The organism is Mesorhizobium sp. WSM4814, from assembly GCF_055811595.1.
Genome location: NZ_JBVVQT010000032.1, coordinates 1 through 23,072, shown reverse-complemented (window position 1 = coordinate 23,072; position 23,072 = coordinate 1). Strand labels below are relative to the sequence as shown.

General features: G+C 64.7%; 18 protein-coding genes and 1 pseudogene. 11 read left to right on the top strand and 8 right to left on the bottom strand.

Translation table 11 applies throughout. From position 1 onward, the window contains the following. Positions 1-39 precede the first annotated feature (39 nt). Positions 40-1,116, top strand: a complete 1,077-nt coding sequence (locus tag AC0L2V_RS29580) for an NAD(P)/FAD-dependent oxidoreductase (protein WP_473521911.1) — start codon at positions 40-42, stop codon at positions 1,114-1,116. Here the strand turns inward: AC0L2V_RS29580 and AC0L2V_RS29575 are convergent. From AC0L2V_RS29575 to AC0L2V_RS29565, 3 genes are all read right to left on the bottom strand, one after another. Continuing rightward, positions 1,110-2,483: an amidase gene (locus AC0L2V_RS29575; protein ID WP_473510343.1), complete on the bottom strand. Its 1,374-nt coding sequence runs from the start codon at positions 2,481-2,483 to the stop codon at positions 1,110-1,112. The two genes, AC0L2V_RS29580 and AC0L2V_RS29575, sit on opposite strands and share 7 nt — an antisense overlap. A gap of 168 nt (positions 2,484-2,651) precedes the next feature. Then, complete coding sequence (locus AC0L2V_RS29570) at positions 2,652-3,449, bottom strand: class II glutamine amidotransferase (RefSeq protein ID WP_473510345.1); 798 nt, start codon at positions 3,447-3,449, stop codon at positions 2,652-2,654. A 14-nt stretch (positions 3,450-3,463) separates the two neighbouring features. Continuing rightward, positions 3,464-3,718, bottom strand: coding sequence for a DUF6356 family protein (locus AC0L2V_RS29565; protein ID WP_473510346.1), 255 nt, complete (start codon positions 3,716-3,718; stop codon positions 3,464-3,466). Between the two features lie 115 nt (positions 3,719-3,833). On the opposite strand from AC0L2V_RS29565, the gene AC0L2V_RS29560 reads away from it, so the two are divergent. The 6 genes from AC0L2V_RS29560 (at position 3,834) to AC0L2V_RS29535 (ending at position 8,346) form a co-directional block, all read left to right on the top strand. Then, entirely contained in the window at positions 3,834-4,304 is a 471-nt protein-coding gene (locus tag AC0L2V_RS29560) for an Lrp/AsnC family transcriptional regulator (protein WP_473510348.1), read from the top strand. Between the two features lie 84 nt (positions 4,305-4,388). Beyond that, positions 4,389-4,874 carry a dUTP diphosphatase gene (gene dut / locus AC0L2V_RS29555; RefSeq protein WP_473510350.1) on the top strand — a complete coding sequence of 162 codons (486 nt, stop codon included), beginning with the start codon at positions 4,389-4,391 and terminating at the stop codon, positions 4,872-4,874. After that, positions 4,874-5,530 carry an HAD family hydrolase gene (locus AC0L2V_RS29550; RefSeq protein ID WP_287055152.1) on the top strand — a complete coding sequence of 219 codons (657 nt, stop codon included), beginning with the start codon at positions 4,874-4,876 and terminating at the stop codon, positions 5,528-5,530. The genes dut and AC0L2V_RS29550 overlap by 1 nt, the downstream gene beginning before the upstream one ends. A gap of 85 nt (positions 5,531-5,615) precedes the next feature. After that, the gene (locus AC0L2V_RS29545; RefSeq protein ID WP_473510352.1) at positions 5,616-6,464 is read left to right on the top strand and encodes a hypothetical protein; all 849 of its coding nucleotides are present in this window, start codon (positions 5,616-5,618) and stop codon (positions 6,462-6,464) included. 69 nt (positions 6,465-6,533) lie between these two features. Beyond that, the gene (locus AC0L2V_RS29540; RefSeq protein WP_473510354.1) at positions 6,534-7,337 is read left to right on the top strand and encodes an isocitrate lyase/PEP mutase family protein; all 804 of its coding nucleotides are present in this window, start codon (positions 6,534-6,536) and stop codon (positions 7,335-7,337) included. Between the two features lie 13 nt (positions 7,338-7,350). Further along, complete coding sequence (locus AC0L2V_RS29535; protein ID WP_473510355.1) at positions 7,351-8,346, top strand: proline racemase family protein; 996 nt, start codon at positions 7,351-7,353, stop codon at positions 8,344-8,346. A gap of 85 nt (positions 8,347-8,431) precedes the next feature. On the opposite strand, the gene AC0L2V_RS29530 is transcribed toward AC0L2V_RS29535, so the two are convergent. Continuing rightward, positions 8,432-9,127, bottom strand: a complete 696-nt coding sequence (locus AC0L2V_RS29530; RefSeq protein ID WP_473510357.1) for a sulfate transporter family protein — start codon at positions 9,125-9,127, stop codon at positions 8,432-8,434. A 210-nt stretch (positions 9,128-9,337) separates the two neighbouring features. On the opposite strand from AC0L2V_RS29530, the gene AC0L2V_RS29525 reads away from it, so the two are divergent. Then, the gene (locus tag AC0L2V_RS29525; RefSeq protein WP_023803749.1) at positions 9,338-10,330 is read left to right on the top strand and encodes an adenosine kinase; all 993 of its coding nucleotides are present in this window, start codon (positions 9,338-9,340) and stop codon (positions 10,328-10,330) included. Positions 10,331-10,347: 17 nt separating this feature from the next. Here AC0L2V_RS29525 and AC0L2V_RS29520 read toward each other — a convergent pair whose 3' ends face one another. After that, the gene (locus AC0L2V_RS29520; RefSeq protein WP_023803750.1) at positions 10,348-12,627 is read right to left on the bottom strand and encodes an NADP-dependent malic enzyme; all 2,280 of its coding nucleotides are present in this window, start codon (positions 12,625-12,627) and stop codon (positions 10,348-10,350) included. Positions 12,628-12,832: 205 nt separating this feature from the next. On the opposite strand from AC0L2V_RS29520, the gene mutS reads away from it, so the two are divergent. After that, positions 12,833-15,520, top strand: a complete 2,688-nt coding sequence (gene mutS / locus AC0L2V_RS29515; RefSeq protein ID WP_473513986.1) for a DNA mismatch repair protein MutS — start codon at positions 12,833-12,835, stop codon at positions 15,518-15,520. Positions 15,521-15,544: 24 nt separating this feature from the next. On the opposite strand, the gene AC0L2V_RS29510 is transcribed toward mutS, so the two are convergent. From AC0L2V_RS29510 to AC0L2V_RS29500, 3 genes and pseudogenes are all read right to left on the bottom strand, one after another. Continuing rightward, the gene (locus AC0L2V_RS29510; protein ID WP_473513980.1) at positions 15,545-16,390 is read right to left on the bottom strand and encodes an aldo/keto reductase; all 846 of its coding nucleotides are present in this window, start codon (positions 16,388-16,390) and stop codon (positions 15,545-15,547) included. 32 nt (positions 16,391-16,422) lie between these two features. After that, complete coding sequence (gene copM, locus AC0L2V_RS29505; RefSeq protein WP_128174105.1) at positions 16,423-16,824, bottom strand: CopM family metallochaperone; 402 nt, start codon at positions 16,822-16,824, stop codon at positions 16,423-16,425. Positions 16,825-16,867: 43 nt separating this feature from the next. Beyond that, positions 16,868-18,262, bottom strand: a pseudogene (locus AC0L2V_RS29500) (HAD-IC family P-type ATPase); the annotation flags it as partial. A gap of 114 nt (positions 18,263-18,376) precedes the next feature. Between AC0L2V_RS29500 and AC0L2V_RS29495 the strand changes: the two are divergent. After that, positions 18,377-21,178, top strand: coding sequence for a [protein-PII] uridylyltransferase (locus tag AC0L2V_RS29495; RefSeq protein WP_128183343.1), 2,802 nt, complete (start codon positions 18,377-18,379; stop codon positions 21,176-21,178). A 46-nt stretch (positions 21,179-21,224) separates the two neighbouring features. Then, positions 21,225-22,808: a murein biosynthesis integral membrane protein MurJ gene (gene murJ / locus AC0L2V_RS29490; RefSeq protein ID WP_473513984.1), complete on the top strand. Its 1,584-nt coding sequence runs from the start codon at positions 21,225-21,227 to the stop codon at positions 22,806-22,808. Positions 22,809-23,072 lie beyond the last annotated feature (264 nt).

Below are 23,072 nucleotides of genomic sequence, written 5' to 3'. Positions count from 1 at the left end.
CAATGGCATCAACAGAGGCGGTTCGATAAAGGTCCATCCATGAGCGCAGCCAAGCACGTCATTGTCGTCGGCGCCGGCATCATCGGTGCGTCCATCGCCTGGCATCTGGCGAAGGCTGGCGCGAACGTGACGATCGTTGCCGACAGCGGTGCGGGCGGCGTCGCCACGCCGAATTCCTTTGCCTGGATCAATGCCAGTTGGGGCAATCCAGAGCCGTATTTCCGGCTGCGTACCCGTTCGATGGCCGAATGGACGCGGCTTGCCCATGACGTGCCCGGCATTCCACTCGCCTGGTGCGGCGGCCTGTGCTGGGACCTGCCGCCGGCCGAGCTTGGGGCCTATGCCGCCGAGCATTCCGCCTGGGGCTACGGGATCGAGCGCGTCGACCGCGTGGGAGCCGCACGTATAGAGCCCAATTTGACCGAGCTTTCCGACTTCGCCCTTCACGTCGCTGAGGAGGGCGTGGCCGAACCGGTCGCGGCCACGCAGACGCTGCTGGCCGACGCCGAGCGACTTGGCGCGCGGGTGATTACCGGCACGACAGTCACCGCGCTGATACAGACCAAAGGCAGGATTAGCGGCGTCGATACGTCAGGCGGACGGATTGTCGCCGACGAGTTGGTGATCGCGGCCGGCGCCGGCTCTGCGGCAATTGCGGCAACGGCCGGGCTAAAACTGCCGATTGAGACGCCGCCCGGCCTGATCGTCCATTCACGCCCGTACGAAAAGCTGCTCAACGGCCTGGTGATCGGCGACCGGCTGCACATGCGCCAGACTGCCGAGGGCCGCATCATCGCCGGCTCGGATTTCGGCGGCGCCGATCCGGGCATGGATGCCGAAGCCACAGCCCGCGACCTGTTTGCGGCGATGAAGAGCATGCTGCGCGGCGCCGACCGGCTGGAACTGGATTTTCACACCGTCGGCTATCGGCCGACGCCGATCGACGGCTTTCCGATCATCGGACGGGCTCAAAGCGTGAGCAGCCTCTATGTCGCGGTCATGCATTCCGGCATCACGCTGGCGCCTGCCGTCGGCCTGTTCGCCGGCCGGGAAATACTGGACGACGCGCGCGATCCGCTACTTGAGCCCTATAGGCTAACGCGGTTTGCTCAATAGCCGGGCGGACGGCGAAAACCGCCGCTCAGCGGCGCTATTGCCCTGGCGATGCCAAGCAGCCGCGATTCTGACCAGCGACGGCCGACCAGCTGCAGGCCGATGGGCAGGCCGTCGCGGTCCTGCTCGCAGGGCATCGACAGTGCCGGGTGGCCGCTGTAGTTGAACACCGCGCCATAGGCTGGCAGCAGCCAGTAGCTCTGCTCCCTGTCATCGACCTTGATTGGTGTTCCCGGCTCGCAATGCGGAAAGGCCGTGGTCATGGCGACGGGACAAAGCAAGACATCGCAACCTTCGAAAAACCGGTCCCAGGCAAGGATTGACTGGTCGCGGTGGGCGAGCGCTTCGAACCAGCGCGAGACCGGTGTCGGTTCTTCTGGCGGCTTCGGCTGCGCAGCCTCCAGCATCATGCTGATCAGCGCGCCGCCTTGCGTCAGATCGTCATGCAGGCCGAGCGTCGGCAGTCTTGCTTCCTCGACGACTGCCCCCGCAGACTTGAGTTGCTCGGCCAGACTTTCGACCGCGGCCCTGATCTCGCCGGCTACCGGAAAACCCGGAAAGGCCGGCGCGAAAGCGATGCGCAGGGTCTTGAGATTGACCTCAGGCATGTCCTCGACCAGCACCGGGGCAAGGTCGGTGTCGCTGCCATCCGGTCCTGCAATGATCCTCAGGATCAGCGCCAGATCTTCGACGTTGCGGGCCAGCGGACCGATGCAGGACATCAGCCGTACGCCGCGCGGCACGCCACCGGGATCGGGAAAGGCGCCGGCCAAGGAGACGCGATGCTCGGTCGGCTTGAGGCCGTAGACGCCGCAGAAGGCTGCCGGCAGGCGGATCGAATCCTGCATGTCGGTGCCGAGTTCGAATGGCGTCATGCCCGCGCAAAGTGCTGCCGCCGCTCCCCCGCTGGAACCGCCGGCGGTGCGCGATAGATCCCACGGATTACTGGTGCGGCCGAACAGCGGGTTGTTCGACTGCCAGTCGCCCAGCATCGTTGCGACATTTGTCTTGCCGACGAGCACGCCGCCGGCCGCCTTCAACCTGAGAACGACCGGGCTGTCTTTTCTCGCCACATAGTCGGCAAAAGGCGGGAAGCCGACCGTCGTCTTCATCCCCAGTGTTTCGTGAGTGTCCTTCAGCGTGAACGGCACGCCGTGCAGCGGCCCGAGAGCGTCGCCGCGCGCCTGCGCTTCGTCGGCCTTCTTCGCGCGAGCGCGAGCCCCTTCCCTGTCGAGCGTGACGACCGCGTTGACCGCCTCATTATGCCTGTCGATCTCAGCCAAATGCGCGTCCAGCGCTTCCACGGCGGAAATCCTGCGGTCGAGGATCGCGGCAGCCAAGTCTCTGGTGGAGGAAAAGACGAGGTCCATGACCAATGCTCCGGCTTGCTAGCGGCGCCAGCCTCACCAAATGGCGGACTACGGCGCGTCTTCAAGCCGAGTTCAGCATTCGAGGACAGGTGGTGCTTGATCGGAATTGCGCTGCGAGGGTCTGTTGAGGGGGCGCTGTCCCGCGATGTTGCCGCGATAGCGAGGGAGCTACACGGCCAGCGCCAGTCTTGCCGGTTCCGGCGCAAATGGACGAGTGGTCATGCCGTCTCTGGTAATGGTGACGAAGCTAGAGGGCGGGATCGGCTGCCAGTCGCCGCCATCACGGTCGAAAGGCTCCGACATCAGGCATCGCCCGCCGTTGCGGAAGACGGAGGTGTAGAGCGTCGGCGCGTGGGCATCGGTCGCATAGCGCACCGCATGGAGCGATTCGCCGTCCGACAAGGCGGCGGTAAGTCTCAGCGCCGGTTCGAAGCCGGCGCGGCGCGAGGCGTCGATCACCCGCGCCGTAGCGCGCGACACCGCGCCTTGCGGATCGCCCGCCAGACCCTCGTCGATCATCAGGAGAAAGAAAAGTTCGGAATCGGTGGTGCCCTCGCGGCGATCGAAGACATCGTCGGAGAGCGCGTTTTCCAGTGCGCGGCGGATTCTTTCGAAGCCGCCGATCTGGCCGTTGTGCATGAACGACCAGCGGCCGGCAGTGAAGGGATGACAGTTCATGCGGCTGGTGGCGCCGCCGGTCGAGGCGCGCACATGGGCCAGGAACAGGCTGGACCTGATCTGCCGGCACAGGCTCTTCAGATTGGGATCGGACCAGGCCGGCAGGATGTCGCGATACAGGCCCGGTTCGGGCCGGTCGCCGTACCAGGCGAGACCAAAGCCATCGCCATTGGTCGGCGACTTGGCTTCCTGGGCGCAATGACTCTGGGCGATCAGCGAATGGCAGGGCGCCGTGACGATGTCTTCCAGGAAAACCGCTTCGCCAAGGTAGGCCGCCCACCGGCACATCGCTCAATCTTCCCTCAGGCGCGATCCATGCGAGCCGCAGGCTCCTTGATCGCGTGTGTGCCTCTGTTGTGCGTGCGCTCATAGAGCTCGCGGACGATTCGGCTGGCCGTAGTCTCACACAGAAATGGCAAGAAAGCGTGAATGAGTGCGGCGAACGCTGCCATGAACAGACGCGAGCAGAACCACGCCGCGAAGGCCATATGGCTGAAATAGGTCTCGCCCACCTTGGCCGGGTGAGAGGTAAAGAGCCTTGCAAGCCGTGTCGTCATGGTGATCCCTCCTGGCTGGGTAAGCCCCCGATGCTGAGTATTCTGGCACGAGCTTCTGGTTCATCGGTCCCAAATCATCCTTGTGTTTGGCCAAATAATGGGACAAGCATCCCACATGGCTCTGGAGATCGATGAGATCGACCGAAGATTGCTGGCCGAACTGCAACGCGACGGCACGCTGTCGGTCGACCAATTGTCGCAAAGGGTGTCGCTGTCGCGCAACGCCTGCTGGCGCCGGGTCAAGCGGCTCGAGGAAGACGGCGTCATCACCGGCCGGGTGGCGCTGGTCGATGCCGACAAGCTTGGCCTTGGCCTTTCGGTGTTCATCCTGGTCCGGACCTCCAATCATGATCCCGACTGGCTGCAAAAATTTCGGGCGGCAGTGGGCGGCTTTCCCGAGATCACCGGCGTCTACCGCATGTCCGGCGACCTCGACTATGTCTTGCGCGCCCGCGTCGCCGACGTGAAGGCGTATGACCGGCTCTATCAGCGGCTTATCGCCAAGGTGGCGCTGTCGGATGTTTCGGCCTCCTTCGTCATGGAGGAGATCAAGGAGACGACCATCGTCCCCGTAGAACTGCGCTGAAACGGAACTGCGCTGAAAGAAAGCCGTTGATAGTCTGGCCGCCGAGTTGACTGAATCGGCGTTGATAGCGATAGGATCAGCCTCATGCGCGCAGCCCTCTACACTTCCTCCGTCATCGGTCCGGCCGTCGGCTTCATCAGGCTGCCGCACGGTGAAGGCCTGCCGCTTCCCGCCTATGAAAGCCCGGGCGCCGCCGGCATGGATCTGCGCGCCGCGGTGCCGGACGACCGGCCGCTGCTGATCCTGCCGGGAAAACGCGCGCTGGTGCCGACCGGACTGATCCTGGAGATCCCTGAGGGGGTGGAAGGCCAGGTCCGGCCACGCTCGGGCCTCGCCTTCAAGCACGGGCTTACCTGCCTCAACACGCCGGGCACCATCGACAGCGACTATCGCGGCGAGGTCAAGGTGCTGCTGATCAATCTTGGCGACGAGGATTTCGCGGTGACGCGCGGCATGCGGATCGCGCAGATCGTCTTCGCCCCGGTGACGCAGGCGATGGTCGATGAGCGCAGCTTGGCCGGCGGAACGACGCGCGGCTCCGGCGGCTTCGGATCGACCGGCACGGCCTGATGTCGCTACCCAAACTCGTCATCTTCGATTGCGACGGGGTTCTGGTCGACACCGAAAACCTAGCCAATCGGCGCCTTGCCGAATGGCTCAGCGCCGCCGGATACCCGGCAAGCTTCGAATATTGCCGCAAGAACTTCTCCGGTCGCGCCATGGTCTCGGTGCAGAAGGAAGTCGAGGCGACCGGCGCCAGCCTCGGCGCCGATTTCGTCGACCGTTGGAATGCCGGACTGCCGGACCTGTTCGCGCATGGCGTCGAAGCCGTCCCCTATGTCAGGCAGTTCATCGAAGCCGTGCACGCTGCCGGGATCGCAACTTGCGTCGCTTCGTCGGCGCGGGTGAGTAAAATGCACATCACGCTCGGCCAGACCGGGCTGCTGCCGCTGTTCGAGCATGCACTGTTCAGCTCGACCATGGTTTCGCGCGGCAAGCCGTTTCCCGACCTGTTCCTGCATGCCGCAAGCACGATGGGCTTCGCGCCCGCCGACTGCATCGTCATCGAGGACAGCGTCGCCGGGACATTAGCCGGCATTGCCGCCGGCATGCGCGTATTTTCCTACTACGGCGACCCGCATTCCGACCGCGACGGCCTGACCGAGGCCGGCGGCATCCTGTTTGACGACATGCGCGAGCTGGCCGGGCTGGTGCCGATCCCCTGATCTGGTCTTCAGGTTTTTATCCGGCTGGACGCGCCAGGCGCCCATGCTAGCTTGCCAATGTTCGACAGTGGGAGGCGCCCAGCCTATGAACTCGATCCTGTTTCGCTTCACCCTCGCCTGCTTGCTGCTGCCGTGTCTGTGGGCCGCGGCCGGCGCGCAGGGCGTCAGCTTCCCGGACCTTGGCAGCGCCGTTCCCGGCCACGAGGACACGACCTATCTCGACCTCGCCAGGATGGTCATTCCCGATCTGGCGGCGGACAAGGACGGCTTCTACCGTGGTTCCATGCCGATCGAGATGCGCCATATCGAAGGTGGGGATAGCGGTGGCGTGCCACCCGAAACGTCGGGCTTTTCCGATGCTGGCGTGCTCCAGATCAGGGCCGGCGGCAAGGAGCGGCTGGCCATGCTGTTCGACCTCGGCAGTTCCTCCGACAGCGCTGAGGGCTTTGCGGTGCTGGCGCTTTACGATCTTGCCGGCAAGCCGAGACTGCTCGACGCTGTCAATGTCGCCGTCGACCGGAGCACCTATCTCCGCGCTCCGGGCAAGCTGCCGATCGGGCCCGGCGATGACGCCATCATCACCCTGAGCACGCATTTCAATTCGAGCCAGGGCTATGTGAGCACGCCGCTGATCCTGGTCCGCGACGACAGGTTCGAGCTGATCGACATGATCTATACGTTCGACGAGTCCCTGTGTGCCTACAGGCGCACGCAGGAGTTGGGGTTTCAGACCGTTGCGGAAGGCCAGCCCTATGCGGCCATCAAGGCGACGGTGACCGATGCCACCGTGCCGAATGGCGAAAGTTGCGACGATCCGGCGCCCGAGGCTTCCTCGCGCGACATCTCCGTCACCTACCATTGGGACGGGACCGCATACGTCAAGGGGTCCGACGCACTGGACAAATTGGCAGGAGAGAACGCCAATCGCTTCTGACCCATTCGCATTCGTTTGCCCGGCGGGCAGTGGCGGGATAAAATGCGCTTCGCACTCTGGGGAGCATCCATGGACAAGGGCAAAATCTTTCGCGACCTGCACAGTTCGATCTTCGTCATGCCCAACCCCTGGGACGTCGGCACGACGAAACTGCTGGCCTCCTTCGGTTTCAAGGCGTTGGCGACGACCAGCGCCGGCTTTGCCTTTTCGCGCGGCCTGCCCGATGGCGCGGTGACCTTCGAGGCGATGATCCACCACTGCCGCGACGTGACCGCGGCGACCGGCCTGCCGGTCTCGGCCGACCTCGAGAAGGGCAAGGGCGACAGCGCGACAAGTGCCGCGGAAACTATCTTCGCAGCCGAAGCGGCAGGCCTCGCCGGCTGCTCGATCGAGGACCACACCGGCGAGCCCGACAAGCCGATTTATGAATTTTCGCATGCCGTCGAGCGCGTCGCCGCTGCAGCGGAGGCGGCACGGGCGCTGAAGCACGACTTCGTCTTCACCGCGCGGGCCGAGAATTTTCTGTGGGGCAGGCCAGACATCGACGACACGATCAAGCGGCTGCAGGCCTTCGAGAAGGCCGGCGCCGACGTGCTCTACGCGCCAGGCCTCGGCGATGTCGAGACGGTGCAAACCGTCTGCTCGGCGCTGACCAAGCCGGTCAACGTCATGGTGAGGCCCGGCTTCACCGTCGCCGATCTTGCCCTGGCAGGGGTCAAGCGCATTTCGCTCGGGCCCTGGCTGACCAATTACGCCTTCGGCATGCTGGAAACGGCGGCACGTGAGATCCAGCAGGACGGCACCTTCGGCTTCACCCGCACCGCCATGCCGTTCGGCAAGCTGCAGGCGTTGTTTGCCAAATCTTCAGCTTAGATTGGCCCAACGCATGAAGCTCAGCGTCGTCGACATGCACACCGGCGGCGAGCCGCTGCGGATCGTCACCGGTGGTTATCCCAGGATTCCTGCAGGCACGATCCTGGAAAAACGCGCCTATGTGCGCGATCACCTCGATCATCTCAGGAAGATCCTGATGTTCGAGCCGCGCGGCCATCACGACATGTATGGCGCGCTACTGGTGGAACCCGATCTGCCCGGCGCCGACTTGGCCGTGCTGTTTATGCACAATGAGGGCTATTCGACGATGTGCGGCCACGCCATCGTCGCGCTCGGCCGCTACGCCGTCGACGAGGGACTGGTGGCGCGGCAGGAGCCGCTGACGACAGTCAAAATCGAGGCGCCGTGCGGACTGGTCGTCGCCTCGGTCGAGGTGCAAGATGGCAAGGCCGGTGCTGTATCGTTCGAAAGCGTGCCGGCCTTTCTGTTCGCCCGCAACCAGCAGATCGAATTGCCGGGCTTCGGGGCAATCAGCTTCGACATCGCCTATGGCGGCGCCTTCTATGCGCTCGCCGATTGCCGCCAGTTCGGGCTGGAGTTCGGCAAGAACCGCGTGCGCGATTTCGTCGATGCGGCGACGGCGCTGACGGAGAGGCTGAAGAAAGTATTCCCGCTGTCGCATCCGGACCATGCCGACCTTGCCTTTCTCTACGGCACCATCCTGACCGACGGACAGGACGCATATGCCGATAGCCCGACCAAAAACATCTGCGTCTTCGCCGACGCCGAGGTCGACCGTTCGCCAACCGGATCGGGCGTCGCCGCGCGGCTGACGGCAATGCATGCCAAGGGCGAAATCGCCGGTCAGACGCGGCTGTTCGAGAGTGTTGCAGGCTCGCGCTTTTCCGGCAGCGTGGCGAGGACCGCGAAAGCCGGGCCGCATGACGCCATCATCGCCCGCGTCGGCGGCCGCGCCTTCTACAGCGGCCGGGCCGAATTCATCGTCGAACCCGACGACGAGTTGGGACGTGGTTTTCTTTTGCGTTAGCGCCGAACCCAACAAAACGGAACGGAGCGTAACGTTTGGCTACAACCGCCATTCGCAAGCCTGCATCACCAGAACATCAGCACTCCTAAGCCGCTTCGCGCGCCGAGATAGCCTTGTGCAAATGCACCATCATGGCGGCGGCGAACAGCGGCGTCAAAAGGTTGAGCAGCGGCACCGCGAGGAAGGCAGCGACAACCAGCCCGGCGAGAAACACCGTGACGGCATGTTTTTTGCGCAATGCCCGGGCCTCGGCCTCCGGGCGAAAGCGCATGGCGGCGAATTCGAAGAATTCGCGTCCCAGCAGATAGCCGTTGACGATGAAGAAGGCAGCGATGTTGATGCCCGGCACCAGCAGCAGCAGCAAGGCCACGATGTTGCCGAGGATGACGACGCCGAAGAATCTTATCGCCAGCACCAGCGAGCGCAGCGCCGGCGTCGCGCGGCCGGGCGGGTCATTGGGATAGTCGGTGCGCTCGACCAGTTCGGCGGCGTCGTCGAGGAACAGGCCGGCGATGATCGCCGTCACCGGCGCGATCAGCAGCGCCAGACCGAGCGCCAGACCGATCCCGGCGACGATGACGCCCAGCCATCCGGCCCAGGACGGCAGGGCGGGCAGCCATGCGTCGATCCATGGCCAGGCCAGCCATTCGAACAGGGCCTCGATGGCGAACCAAAGCGCGGCGAGCGCCAGCAAGGTCAGGCCCAACGTTTTTACGAACACCGAGCGGAATTCGGGCGAGAACAGCTGGCTGGCGGCGGCGCGGGCGGCGCTGGAGATCACGGCGTTTCCAATTCCAAGTTGAACATCTGCGAAATAGGCGGAGACACGACAAGTCGCAAGCACAACCAAGGGGCGCAACCCAAGGGCACAACCAAGTGCGGCGTCACGCCATTTAAAAAATCACGGCCTAGGCAAAGCCGCATCAAATCGCTAGACCCGCCCGCGGCCGGCATGCCAGAAAGCCGGTGGTTTTTCGCGGAGACATGATTGATGCCGAACTATGACGTGCTTTGTATCGGTAATGCCATTGTCGACATCATCGCCCAGTGCGACGAGGCATTCCTTGAGACGAACGGCATCATCAAGGGCGCGATGAACCTGATCGACACGAGGCGCGCCGAGCTGCTCTACAGCCGCATGGGCCCGGCCATCGAAGCCTCCGGCGGCAGCGCCGGCAACACGGCGGCGGGCGTCGCCAGCTTCGGCGGCCGCGCCGCCTTCTTCGGCAAGGTCTCGAACGACACGCTCGGCGAAATCTACGCCCATGACATGCACGCCCAGGGCGTGGCCTTCGACACTAGGCCGCTCAATGGCGAACCGCCGACGGCGCGCTCGATGATCTTCGTCACGCCGGACGGCGAGCGCTCGATGAACACCTATCTCGGCGCTTGCGTCGAGCTCGGTCCGGAGGATGTCGAGGCCGACAAGGCGTCGGGCGCCGCCGTCACCTATTTCGAGGGCTATCTGTGGGACCCGCCGCGCGCCAAGGAAGCGTTCCGGCAGACGGCGAAGCTCGCCCATGCCGCCGGGCGCGAAGTGTCGATGACATTGTCGGATTCGTTCTGCGTCGACCGCTACCGCGAGGAGTTTCTGGAGCTGATGCGCTCGGGCACCGTCGATATCGTCTTTGCCAATAGCCATGAGATCAAGTCGCTGTACCAGACCGCCTCCTTCGACGAGGCGCTGGCCCAGATCCGCAAGGATTGCAAGATCGCCGCCGTCACCCGCTCCGAAAAGGGCTCGGTCATCGTGCGCGGCGACGAGACCGTCACCATCAATGCGACGGAAATCCGCGAACTGGTCGACACCACCGGCGCCGGGGACCTCTATGCCGCCGGCTTCCTCTACGGCTACACACAAGGCCGCAGCCTGAAGCATTGCGGCGATCTCGGCTCGCTGGCGGCCGGGCTGGTGATCCAGCAGATCGGGCCAAGGCCGCGGCAAAATTTACGCCACGAGGCTGAGCAGGCAGGCCTGATTTAGGAAGAGGCGCTCGCTCCTCAGGCCCCCGCCGTATAAGCGGCAATCGCCGCCATGTTGACGATGTCGCTGTCCTTGGCGTTGAGCGAGACGATCTGAACCGGCTTGTCCAGGCCGACCAGCAGCGGGCCGATAACGGTCGAGCCGCCGAGCTCCTGCAGCATCTTGGTCGAGATCGAGGCCGAGTGGAAGGCCGGCATGATCAGCACATTGGCTGGGCCGGTCAGCCGGATGAACGGGTATTGCGCCATGGCGCGTGCGCTGAGCGCCACGTCGGCTGCCATCTCGCCGTCATACTCGAAATCGACGCGCCGCTTGTCGAGGATGCGCACCGCTTCCTGGATGCGTTCGGAGCGCTCGCCCTGCGGATGGCCGAAGGTGGAATAGGCAAGCATGGCCAGCCGCGGCTCATAACCCATGCGGCGGGCAAAGCCGGCGGCCTCCTCGGCGATGTCGGCGATCTGTTCGGCATTCGGCATATCGTGCACGGCGGTGTCGGCGACGATCACGGTTCGGCCCCGCGCCAGCACGATCGAGGCGCCGATCACGCGGTGGCCGGGCTTGGCGTCGATGATGCGGCGGATGTCGTCGAGCGCCGTCGAGTAGTTGCGGGTGACGCCGGTGACGATGCCATCGGCATCGCCCAGCGCCACCATGCAGGCGGCGAAATGGTTGCGGTCGGTGTTGATCAGGCGCTGGCAGTCGCGAAACAGGAAGCCCTTGCGCTGCATACGCTCGTACAGATAGTCGGTGTAGACGCCGTTGCGGCGCGACAGCCTGGCATTGATGATCTCGATGCCTTGCTTGTTCAGTTCGATGCCGGCGTTCCTGGCGTTCTCCTTAATGATGTCGTCGCGGCCCAGCAGGATGGCGGTGCCGAGCCGCTGGTTCACATAGGAGACGGCGGCGCGCATCACCTGCTCCTCCTCGCCCTCGGCGAAAACGATGCGCTTGGGCTGGCGGCGCACGCGGTCGTAGATGCGCTGAAGGGTCGAGGCGATCGGATCGCGGCGGGCGGAAAGCTCCTGCGCGTAGCGGTCGAGGTCGAGGATCGGCTTGCGCGCGACGCCGGATTCCATCGCGGCCTTGGCAACCGCGATCGGAATGGCCGAGATCAGGCGCGGGTCGAACGGCACCGGGATGATGTAGTTGGGGCCGAATTTCGGCCGCATGCCCTGGTAGGCGGCGGCGACGTCGTCGGGTACATCCTGGCGCGCCAGTTCGGCGAGCGCACGCGCCGCGGCGATCTTCATGTCGTCATTGATGGTGGTCGCCCGCACGTCCAGCGCGCCGCGGAAGATGTAAGGGAAGCCGAGCACGTTGTTGACCTGGTTCGGATAGTCCGAACGGCCGGTGGCCATGATGGCATCGGCGCGGATTTCGGCCACTTCCTCCGGCGTGATCTCCGGATCGGGGTTGGCCATGGCGAAGATGATCGGCTTCTCGGCCATGGACTGCACCATCTTGGTGGTCAGCGCGCCCTTGGCTGAGAGGCCGAGGAACACGTCGGCACCGTCGATCGCCTCGGCCAGCGAGCGTGCGTCGGTCTTGGCGGCATGCGCCGACTTCCACTGGTTCATGCCTTCGGTGCGGCCCTGGAAGACGACACCTTTGGTGTCGCACAGGATGATGTTTTCGGGCGCAAAGCCCATCGCCTTCATCAGCTCGATGCAGGCGACGCCGGCGGCACCGGCGCCATTGCAGACCATTTTGGTGGTCTTCATGTCGCGACCGGTGATTTCCAGCGCGTTGATCAGGCCGGCCGCCGAAATGATGGCGGTGCCGTGCTGGTCGTCATGAAAGACCGGTATGTCCATAAGTTCGCGCAGCCGCTGCTCGATGATGAAGCACTCCGGCGCCTTGATGTCTTCCAGATTGATACCGCCGAACGACGGCCCAAGGAAACGCACGCAATTGATGAACTCTTCGGCATCCTCGGTGTCGACCTCGAGATCGATCGAATCGACATCGGCGAAGCGCTTGAACAGCACCGCCTTGCCTTCCATCACCGGCTTGGCGGCCAGCGCGCCGAGATTGCCGAGGCCGAGGATGGCGGTGCCGTTTGAGATGACGGCGACCATGTTGCCGCGCGCCGTGTAGTCGAAGGCGCGGCTGGGATCCTCGGCAATGGCAAGCACCGGAACCGCGACGCCCGGCGAATAGGCGAGGCTTAGGTCACGCTGGGTGGCCATCGGCTTGGTGGCGACGATCTCCAGCTTGCCCGGGCGGCCCATGGCGTGGAATTCCAACGCCTCCTGCGCACTGACGGAGGGGCCGTTGCTTTCGGTTTTCTTGGCCATGATGCTTTCGATTTCCTCACCCGTGCAGCACCTCGTTGAGACGGGCGCGGTGCTTTCTTTTGTGGAACGTTCGGGATTAAGGCTACACTTCGCCGCTGTAAACCGCCAAGCAGATGGCTTGGGAAATTTTGGAAGCAACTTCTTGAACGACGAAACGCCCATTCGCAGCGACAGCGCTACGCCGGCCTTTGCGCCGGCAACGCCGATGATGGAGCAGTATATCGAGATCAAGGCGGCGAACCCGGATTCGCTGCTGTTCTACCGCATGGGCGATTTCTACGAGCTGTTCTTCGACGACGCCGAGAAGGCGAGCCGGGCGCTCGGCATCGTCCTGACCAAGCGTGGCAAGCACCAGGGCCTCGACATCCCGATGTGCGGCGTACCGGTGCATGCCGCCGACGATTATCTGCAGAAGCTGATTGGACAAGGGTTCCGCGTCGCCGTCTGCGAGCAGATCGAGGATCCGGCAGAGGCGAAGAAACGCGGCGGCAAATCGGTGGTGCGCCGCGACGTGGTGCGGCTGGTAACGCCCGGCACCATCACCGAGGACAAATTGCTGGCGCCGTCGGAATCGAGTTTCTTGATGGCACTTGGCCGGGTCAAGGGCGGAGCCGAACAAAGAAGCGGGGAGCGCGGCAGCTCGACAGGGAACCAAGGAAGTTTTGCGCTGGCCTGGATCGAGATCTCGACCGGCGCCTTCCGCGTTGCCGAGACCAGCGCCGACCGGCTGCTCGCCGATGTCTTTCGCGTCGAGCCACGCGAACTGATCGTCGCCGAACCGGTGTTTTACGATCCAGAGCTGAAACCGGTGTTCGATGTGCTCGGCCGCATCGCCAGTCCGCAGCCGCCGAGCCTGTTCGACTCGGCGTCGGCCGCGGGCCGCATCGCCCGTTTCTTCGAGGTGGCGACGCCGGACAGTTTTGGCACGTTTTCCCGCGCCGAGCTGTCGGCGATCTCAGGCGCAATCGCCTATGTCGAGAAGACGCAGAAGGCCGAGCGGCCGCCGCTGTCGCGGCCCGAGCGCGAGGAGCAGGGTTCGACGCTGTTCATCGATCCGGCGACACGCGCCAATCTGGAACTGCTGCGCACGCTGTCCGGCAGCCGCGAGGGTTCGCTGTTCAAGGCGATCGACCGCACGGTGACCGGCGGCGGCGCGCGGCTGCTCGCCGATCGGCTGATGGCGCCGCTGACCGATCCGGCGGCAATTGGCGCAAGGCTGGATTCGGTGTCGTTCTTCCGGTCCGAGACACGGCTGTGCCAGGCGGTGCGGGCGAGCCTGAAGAGCGTCGCCGACATGCCACGCGCGCTGTCGCGGCTGGCGCTCAACCGCGGCGGCCCGCGCGATCTCGGCGTGCTGCGTGCCGGGTTCGAGGCAGCCGGCGCTATTGCCGAACTGTTTGCGGCGACCGCCCTGCCGCCAGAATTGGCGGCGGCGCTGGCGGCGATCGAAGCGCTGCCGCGCCCGCTGGCCGAGCATCTGACACGGGCGCTCGCCGACGAGCTGCCGCTGCTCAAGCGCGACGGCGGCTTCGTCCGTTCCAGCTACAACGCCGAGCTCGACGAGATGCGGGCGCTGCGCGATGAATCGCGCAAGGTGATCGCCGGGCTGGAGCGCTCGCTGATCCACGAAACCGGCATCCGCTCGCTGAAAATCCGGCACAACAATGTGCTTGGCTACTACATCGAAGTCACCGCCAACAACCATGCGATCATGACGAGCAGCGACGGGGCGAAGGCGCGCTTCATCCATCGCCAGACCATGGCCAACGCCATGCGCTTCACCACGACCGAACTGGCCGAGCTGGAATCGAAGATCGCCAATGCCGCCGACCGGGCGCTGGCGATCGAGCTTGCCGCCTTCGACAGGCTGACGGCGGAAGCCGTTGGCGAGGCGGACAAGATCCGCGCCGGCGCCGAAGCACTCGCCGTGCTCGACGTGTCGGCGGCACTGGCGCTGCTTTCCGAAAGCGACGCCTGGTGCCGGCCGGTGGTGGACGCGAGCCTCGCCTTCGCCATTTCGGGCGGGCGGCATCCGGTGGTGGAACAGTCGCTGCGGCGTTCGGGCGAAGGACCGTTCGTCGCCAATGATTGCGATCTGTCGCCGGAAGGCAATGCCAAAAACGGCGCGATCTGGCTGCTGACCGGCCCCAATATGGGCGGCAAATCGACCTTCCTCAGGCAGAACGCGCTGATCGCCATCCTCGCCCAGACCGGCTCCTTCGTGCCGGCGGCCTCAGCCCATATCGGCGTTGTCGACCGGCTGTTTTCACGTGTCGGCGCCTCGGACGACCTGGCGCGCGGCCGCTCGACCTTCATGGTCGAGATGGTCGAAACGGCGGCGATCCTCAACCAGGCCGGCGAACGCGCGCTGGTGATCCTCGACGAGATCGGCCGCGGCACCGCCACCTTCGACGGCCTGTCGATCGCCTGGGCGGCGGTCGAGTATCTGCACGAAAAAAACCGCTGCCGGGCGATCTTCGCCACCCATTTCCACGAAATGACTGCGCTGGCCAGCAAGCTCGCTCGACTGCACAATGTCACCATGCGGGTCAAGGAATGGGAAGGCGACGTGGTCTTCCTGCACGAGGTCGGCAAGGGTGCCGCCGACCGCTCCTACGGCGTGCAGGTGGCGCGTCTGGCCGGCTTGCCGGAGGCGGTGGTCGGGCGGGCCAGGGAAGTGCTGCACCAACTGGAAGCTGGCGAGGTTTCGGGCAAGGCCAACCGGCTGGTCGACGATCTGCCGCTGTTTTCGGTGGCGGTGAAACGGGAAACGCCGAAGCCGGTGAAGGACGACGCACTGGGCGCCGCGCTCGGCGCGATCAACCCCGACGAGATGACGCCGCGGGAGGCGCTGGAGGCGCTGTATCGGCTGAAGGGAATGGCGGGGAAATAGCTGGGCCTCGTCCGCTCCCATCCCTCAAATCATCTGCAGGCCCTGCTTGCGCCGCGGCGGTGGGAAGGCGCGGTCGATTTCGGTGAAATCCTCACGCGTAAGCTCGATGTCGAGCGCCGCGACATTCTGGCGGATATGCTCCTGCTTGCTGGCCTTTGGAATGGCGATGACGCCGTCCTGTGCCATCACCCAGGCCAGCGCCAGCTGAGCCGGCGTCGCATCGTGGCGGGCGGCGATGGCTTCGAGGCTGGCGTTGCGCGCCAATACGCCCTGGTCGACCGGCGAATAGGCCATCAGCGGAATGCCGCGCTGCCGGCTCCAGGGCGCAAGGTCGAATTCGGGGCCGCGCTGGGACAGATTGTAGAGGATCTGGTTGGTCTGGACGCCGTCGCCGGCCGGCAGGCTGACCAGTTCCTCCATCTCATGAGTGTCAAAATTGCTGACGCCCCAATGGCGGATCTTGCCGGCTTTTTTCAACGCTTCGAAGGCCTCGACCGTTTCCGCCAGCGGCACGCTGCCGGGCCAGTGCAGCAGATAGAGATCGATGCGGTCGGTGCGCAGATGCCTGAGGCTTGCCTCGCAGGCAGCCGGCACGCCGGTGCGCGAGGCGTTGGATGGCAGCACCTTGGAGACTAGGAACACCTCGTCGCGGCGCCCGGCTATAGCATCCGCCACCACTTCCTCGGCGCCACCGCTGGCATACATTTCGGCGGTGTCGATCAGCGTCATGCCGAGATCCAGCCCAAGCTTCAGGGCATTGACCTCATCGGCATGGCGGCGGGCGTCCTCGCCCATTTTCCAGGTGCCTTGACCCAGCACGGGAACGGCTTCGCCCGAGGGCAATGTTGTGGTTCTTATCGTTGACGGCATGGCGTGCTCCAGTCGAGGCCCGATGGCTGATGCTACTTCACCGGATGGGCGGCCAGCCAATCCTGCATCCGCTTGATCTCGGCTTCCTGCGCCGCGATCACCGCTTCGGCCAGCTTGCGCATTTCCGGATCCTTGCCATTGGCAAGCTCGACCTTGGCCATGTCGATAGCCGCCTGGTGATGCGGGATCATGCCGCGGGCGAAATCGACATCGGCATTGCCGGAATATTCGATCGCCGTCATCGCGGTGTGCATTTTGTCCATCGCCGCCTTGTAGCTGTCGGTCGAGGCACCCTGCGCGCCCATCGCCCCCATGTCGTGCGCCCCCATGTCGTGTTTCGTCTCCTGGGCTTGCGACGGAATGCTTTCCAGGAAAACCGCAAGCAGCATTCCGGCCGCCATCAGCAGCAGCACGATCTTCTTGGCCAACGTCATTCATGATCTCCTTTTTGAACGAGTTCCTATCTGGGGACTTGGCTCAGAGTTTCAACGTCCTGAGCCGCAACGCGTTGGTGATCACCGACACCGAGGACAGGCTCATCGCCGCTGCCGCAATCATCGGCGACAACAGCGTGCCGGTGAGCGGATAGAGCACGCCGGCGGCGACCGGCACGCCAAGCACGTTGTAGAGGAAGGCGAAGAACAGGTTCTGGCGGATGTTGCGGATCGTCGCCTGGGCGAGCGTGCGGGCCCGAACGATGCCGTTGAGATCGCCCTTGACCAGCGTGATCCCGGCGCTTTCGACCGCGACATCGGCGCCGGTGCCCATGGCGATGCCGACATCGGCGGCGGCCAGCGCCGGCGCGTCGTTGACGCCGTCGCCGGCCATGGCGACGCCGCCGCCGCTGGCGCGCAACTCTTCGACCAGCGCGCTCTTCTGTTGCGGCAGCAGGCCGGCACGCACCTCGTCAATGCCGAGTTTGCTTGCGATGGCTTTCGACGAGGTCGACGATCCGCGCCAGCGTGGTTTCGGCGCCGATCCTCTCGGCGCGCATGATCAGCGAACCGTTCTTGTTGAGCGTGCCGCCGGTGACGGAATCGCCTTCAGTCTTTTCGACCGGCAGAGGCTCGCCGGACAGCATCGATTCGTCGACGGAAGAGCGGCCGTCCAGCACCATGCCGTCGACCGGCACGGCATCGCCGGGGTGGATGCGCAGGCGGTCGCCGGCCTTGACCGTGTCGAGCGGCACGTCGTTTTCGGAACCGTCCTCGCCGATCAGCCGCGCGGTCTTCGGCGCGAGGTCGAGCAGCGCGCGAATCGCCGAGCCGGTTTTTTCACGGGCGCGCAATTCCAGCACCTGGCCGAGGAAAACCAGCGCCACGATGACGGCGGCTGCCTCGAAATAGACCGGGACCGTGCCCTCATGACCGCGGAACTGGTGCGGAAATATATCGGGGAACAGCGCGGCGGCGACGCTGTAGAGATAGGCGGCACCAACGCCGAGCGAAATCAGCGTCCACATGTTGGGGCTGCGGTTGAGAACCGATTCCCAGCCGCGATGGAAGAAAGGAAAAGCCGCCCACAGCACAACCGGGCTGGCCAGCGCCAATTCCACCCAGATCTTGGTCGAATCCTCGATGAAGGCGCTAAACGTCAGGCCGAGCATCGGCGCCATGGCGAAGATCAGCAATCGCACCGACAACACGGCGCTCACCCAGAAGCGCCTGGTGAAATCGACCAGTTCCGGGTTCGGGCCCTCGTCGCCGGTCGGCACGCCATCGGTTCCAGCGCCATCCCGCAGATCGGGCAGGCGCCTGACTTGTCGCGGACGATTTCTGGATGCATCGGACAGGTGTATTGCGTGCCTTTCGGCATCGCCTGCTGCTCCGGCCTGTCGCCAAGATACTTTGCCGGCTCCGCCTCAAGTGCGGCAGGAGGCGATCATCCGGTTTCGACTGCCGTGGAGAGCCTGTCTGTCCGCCCCATACCCAGCGCCGCGAAAACGCGCTATAGACGCCGCCAAAACGGCGAGGCCGAACGGCACTTATGGCAAGAATCTCTCTAAAGCTCGACGAACTGATCGACGGCGAAGCCTTGCGCCGCGAGATGACCGCGCTGACTGCGGCCACGGCAGGCGACGGCTCCGGCAAGGCTGCGCGTGCCGGTGTTCTCCAGCTTCTCAAGGGCAGGCTGGCCGCCGGCCGCAGCATCGCCGAACGCATGCTGATGGACGACGGCAGCGGCACTGCCTGCGCCGCCCGGCTGTCGCATCTCATGGACGAAATCATCCGCGCGCTCTACGAGTTCGCCGCCACCCACGTCTATCGCGTCAAGAACCCGTCATCGGCCGAACGCATGGCCGTCGTCGCGGTCGGCGGCTATGGTCGCGGCACGCTGGCGCCGGGATCTGATATCGATCTGCTCTTCCTGCTGCCCTACAAGCAGACCCCATGGGGCGAGCAGATCGTCGAATACATGCTCTACGTGCTGTGGGACCTGGGACTGAAGGTCGGTCACGCCACCCGCAACATCGACGAATGCCTGCGGCAGTCGCGCACCGACATCACCATCCGCACCTCGATCCTGGAGGCGCGTTTCCTGTGGGGCGAGCAGAAGCTCTATGACGAGCTCTTGCAGCGCTTCGACCGCGAGGTGGTGCGCACGACCGGACCCGAATATGTGCAGGCCAAGCTTGCCGAACGCGACGAGCGTCATGCCAAGGCCGGCGAAAGCCGCTATCTGGTCGAACCCAACGTCAAGGACGGCAAGGGCGGCCTGCGCGACCTGCAGACGCTGTTCTGGATCGGCAAGTATTTCTACCGGGTCCGCACCGGCGAGGAACTGGTCGACAAGGGCGTCTTCACCGGCACCGAATACCGGGAATTCCAGAAGGCCGAGGACTTCCTGTGGGCGGTGCGCTGCCACATGCATTTCCTCACCGGCAAGGCCGAGGAGCGGCTGCATTTCGACATCCAGCGCGAGATCGCCGAGCGGCTGGGCTACACCACACATCCGGGCCTGTCGGCGGTCGAGCGCTTCATGAAGCATTACTTCCTCGTCGCCAAGGACGTCGGCGATCTGACCCGCATCTTCTGCGCGGCGCTCGAGGAAGAGCAGGCCAAGCATGTGCCGGGCTTCAACCGCATCTTTCTCACCTTCTCGCGCCGCAAGCGCAAGCTTGCCGGCACGTCCGATTTCATTGTCGACAACCATCGCATCAACATCGCCGACGACCTGGTGTTCGAGCGCGATCCGGTCAATCTCCTGCGGCTGTTCTGGTTCGCCGACAAGCACGGGCTGGAATTTCACCCCGATGCGCTGAAGCTGCTGACCCGTTCGCTCGGCCTCGTCGGCAAGGCGCTCAGGCGCGACGAGGAAGCCAACCGGCTGTTCCTCGACATATTGACGTCGGACCGCAATGCCGAACTCAATCTCAGGCGGATGAACGAGGCGGGACTGCTGGCAAAGCTGATCCCGGATTTCGGCAAGATCGTCGCCATGATGCAGTTCTCGATGTACCACCACTATACGGTGGACGAGCACCTGATCCGCTGTATCGGCGTGCTAGCCGAGATCGAGCGCGGCGACGGTGAAAAGATCCACCCGCTTGCCCACTCGCTGATGCCGGGGCTGAAGAAAAGCCGCGAGGCGCTCTATGTCGCGGTCCTGCTGCACGATATCGCCAAGGGCCGGCCGGAGGACCATTCCGAAGCGGGCGCCCGGATCGCGCGGCGGATCTGCCCGCATATGGGGCTGTCGGCGGCCGACACCGAAACGGTCGCCTGGCTGGTCGAAAACCATCTCGCCATGTCGATGACGGCGCAGACCCGCGACCTCAACGACCGCAAGACGATCGAGGACTTTTCCGCGATCGTGCAGTCGGTCGAACGGCTGAAGCTGCTGCTCGTCCTGACCGTCTGCGATATCAGAGGCGTCGGGCCTGGCGTCTGGAACGGCTGGAAGGGGCAGTTGCTGCGCACGCTCTACTACGAGACCGAATTGCTGTTGACCGGCGGGTTTTCGGAGGTGTCGCGTGCGATGCGTACCGCGGCTGCCCGCGAAAAGCTGGCCGAGGCGCTCGCCGATTGGCCGGAAAAGGCCCGCAAGCGCTATGTCGCCAAACACTATGAGAATTATCTGCTGGCGGTCGATCTCGCCGACCAGCTTCGCCACGCCGAATTCATCCGCGAGGCGGATGCGGCGGGCAAGAAGCTCGCCACGATGATCAAGACCCATCAGTTCGAGGCGGTGACCGAGATCACCGTGCTGGCGCAGGACCATCCCCGCCTGCTGTCGGTCATTGCCGGCGCCTGTGTGGCGGCCGGCGGCAACATTGTCGACGCGCAGATCTTCACCACCTCCGACGGCCGCGCGCTGGACACCATCCTGATCTCGAGGGAATTCGACCGCGACGAGGATGAGCGCCGCCGTGCCGAGCGCGTCGGCCGCCTGATCGAGGACGTGCTGTCGGGTAAGAGCTGGCTGCCGGAGATGATCGAGAAGCGCACCAAGCCGCGGCGCGGCGCCAAGGTCTTCCGCATCCAGCCGCGCGCCGAAATCCGCAACACGCTGTCGAACCGGTTCTCGGTGATCGAGGTCGAGGGGCTGGATCGGCCGGGCCTGCTGTCCGAGATCACCGGGGCGTTGTCCGACCTGTCGCTCGACATCGCCTCGGCGCACATTACCACGTTCGGCGAAAAGGTCATCGACACCTTCTATGTCACTGATCTCACCGGCCAGAAGATCGACAGCCCGACCCGCATGGCCGCCATCAAAAACAGGCTGATCGCGGTCCTCGAAGGCACCGTGCCCGAGCGCGGCGGCAAGGCCAAGGCTGCGGCCGAGTGACAGCCACCACCCATTTGTCCCAATCCTGCAGGCAGTCTCCAGACGCATGAGCCTTGTCAAAAAGTTCGCGACGGTCGCTTCCGGCACGCTGATGAGCCGCGCCCTCGGCTTCGGCCGCGAGATGCTGATGGCGGCCGCGCTCGGCACCGGGCCGATCGCCGACGCCTTCAACGCTGCCTTCCAGTTTCCCAACACCTTCCGCCGGCTGTTTGCCGAAGGCGCCTTCAACGCCGCCTTCGTGCCGCTGTTCGCCAAGGAGATCGAGACCCACGGCACCGATGGCGCCAAGCGCTTTTCCGAAGAGGTGTTCGGCGTGCTGTTCACGGCGCTGCTGGCGCTGACCATCGCCATGGAACTGGCGATGCCGCTGATCGTGCGCTACCTGGTGGCGCCGGGCTTTGCCGACTCGCCGGGAAAGTTCGAGATGACGGTCCGGCTCGCGACCATCATGTTTCCCTATCTGATCTGCATGTCGCTCGGCGCCATGATGGCCGGCATGCTGAATTCGCTGCGCCGCTATTTCGCCGCCGCGGTGGCGCCGGTGTTCCTGAACGTCATCCTGATCGGCGTGCTCGCCTATGCGTGGCACAAGGGATCGGACGCGCGCACCGTTGGCTTCGCACTGGCCTGGGGCGTGCTGGCGGCGGGGCTGGTGCAACTGGCGATCGTCTGGGTGGCGGTGCGCCATGCCGGCATCTCGATCGGCTTTCGCCGGCCAGGGATGACGCCCAATGTCAAGCGGCTGCTGATCCTGGCGCTGCCGGCGGCGATCACCGGCGGCATCACCCAGATCAACCAGCTGATCGGCACCGCAATCGCCTCGGCGCAGGACAGTGCGGTGTCGTCGCTCGCCTATGCCGATCGCATCTATCAGCTGCCGCTCGGCGTCGTCGGCATCGCCGTCGCAATCGTGCTTCTGCCCGAACTGTCGCGGGCGCTGAAGTCGGGCAATCTGATGGAGGCGGCCAATTTGCAGAACCGGTCGGTGGAGTTCACGCTGTTCCTGACCTTGCCGGCGGCGGCGGCACTGCTGGTCATGGCGGAGCCGATCGTCGGGCTGGTCTACGAACGCGGCGCGTTTGCCGCAAACAACTCGACGCCGATCGTGGCGGCGATCCTGGCGATCTTCGGCTTGGGGCTGCCGGCCTTCGTGCTGATCAAGGCGTTCACCCCCGGCTATTTCGCCCGCGAGGACACGCGCACGCCGATGATCTTCGCCGCGATCTCGGTGGCGGTGAACATCACCACCGCGCTGACGCTGTTTCCGCAGATGGGCGCGCCGGGCATCGCCGTCGCCTCGGCCGTCGCCGGCTGGGTCAATGCGTTGATGCTGCTCGGCGTGCTGATCCGGCGCGGCCATTGGGGCCGCGACGTGCCGCTCATCAGACGCATCCCACGGCTGGTGCTGTCGGCGGCGGTGATGGCGGCGGCGCTGTATTTTGCCGAACACTGGTTTGCCGCCCAACTGGCTTCGGGCTCGCCGCTGGTGGTCAAGGCGGCAACGCTGCTTGGGCTGGTCGCCGGCGGGGCGCTGCTTTATTTCGTCACCGCCTTCGTCACCGGGGGGGCGGATTTCGGCATGATCCGGCGCAGTATCAGGCGGAAGGGCTCCTCTTCGACCAGGGAATAGTCTCCGACCCGTAGACCACCATGTCGATGTCGGCGCTGCCCCTCATTGCCCTGCCGGGCATTTCTCCCCGTAAACGGGGAGAAAGAAGCTGGGCGCCCCCTGGCGCCCTTCCTGCAACGCTTGTCGTTGGCGAAACCGTGGACGACGGGGCTTTCTCCCCGTCTCTATACGGGGAGAAATGTCCGGCTGTCCGAACCGGATAGATAGGTAACAGAATGGACTAATTGCATGGGTGACAGTTTTCTCCTCTGCCGGGAGGACTGG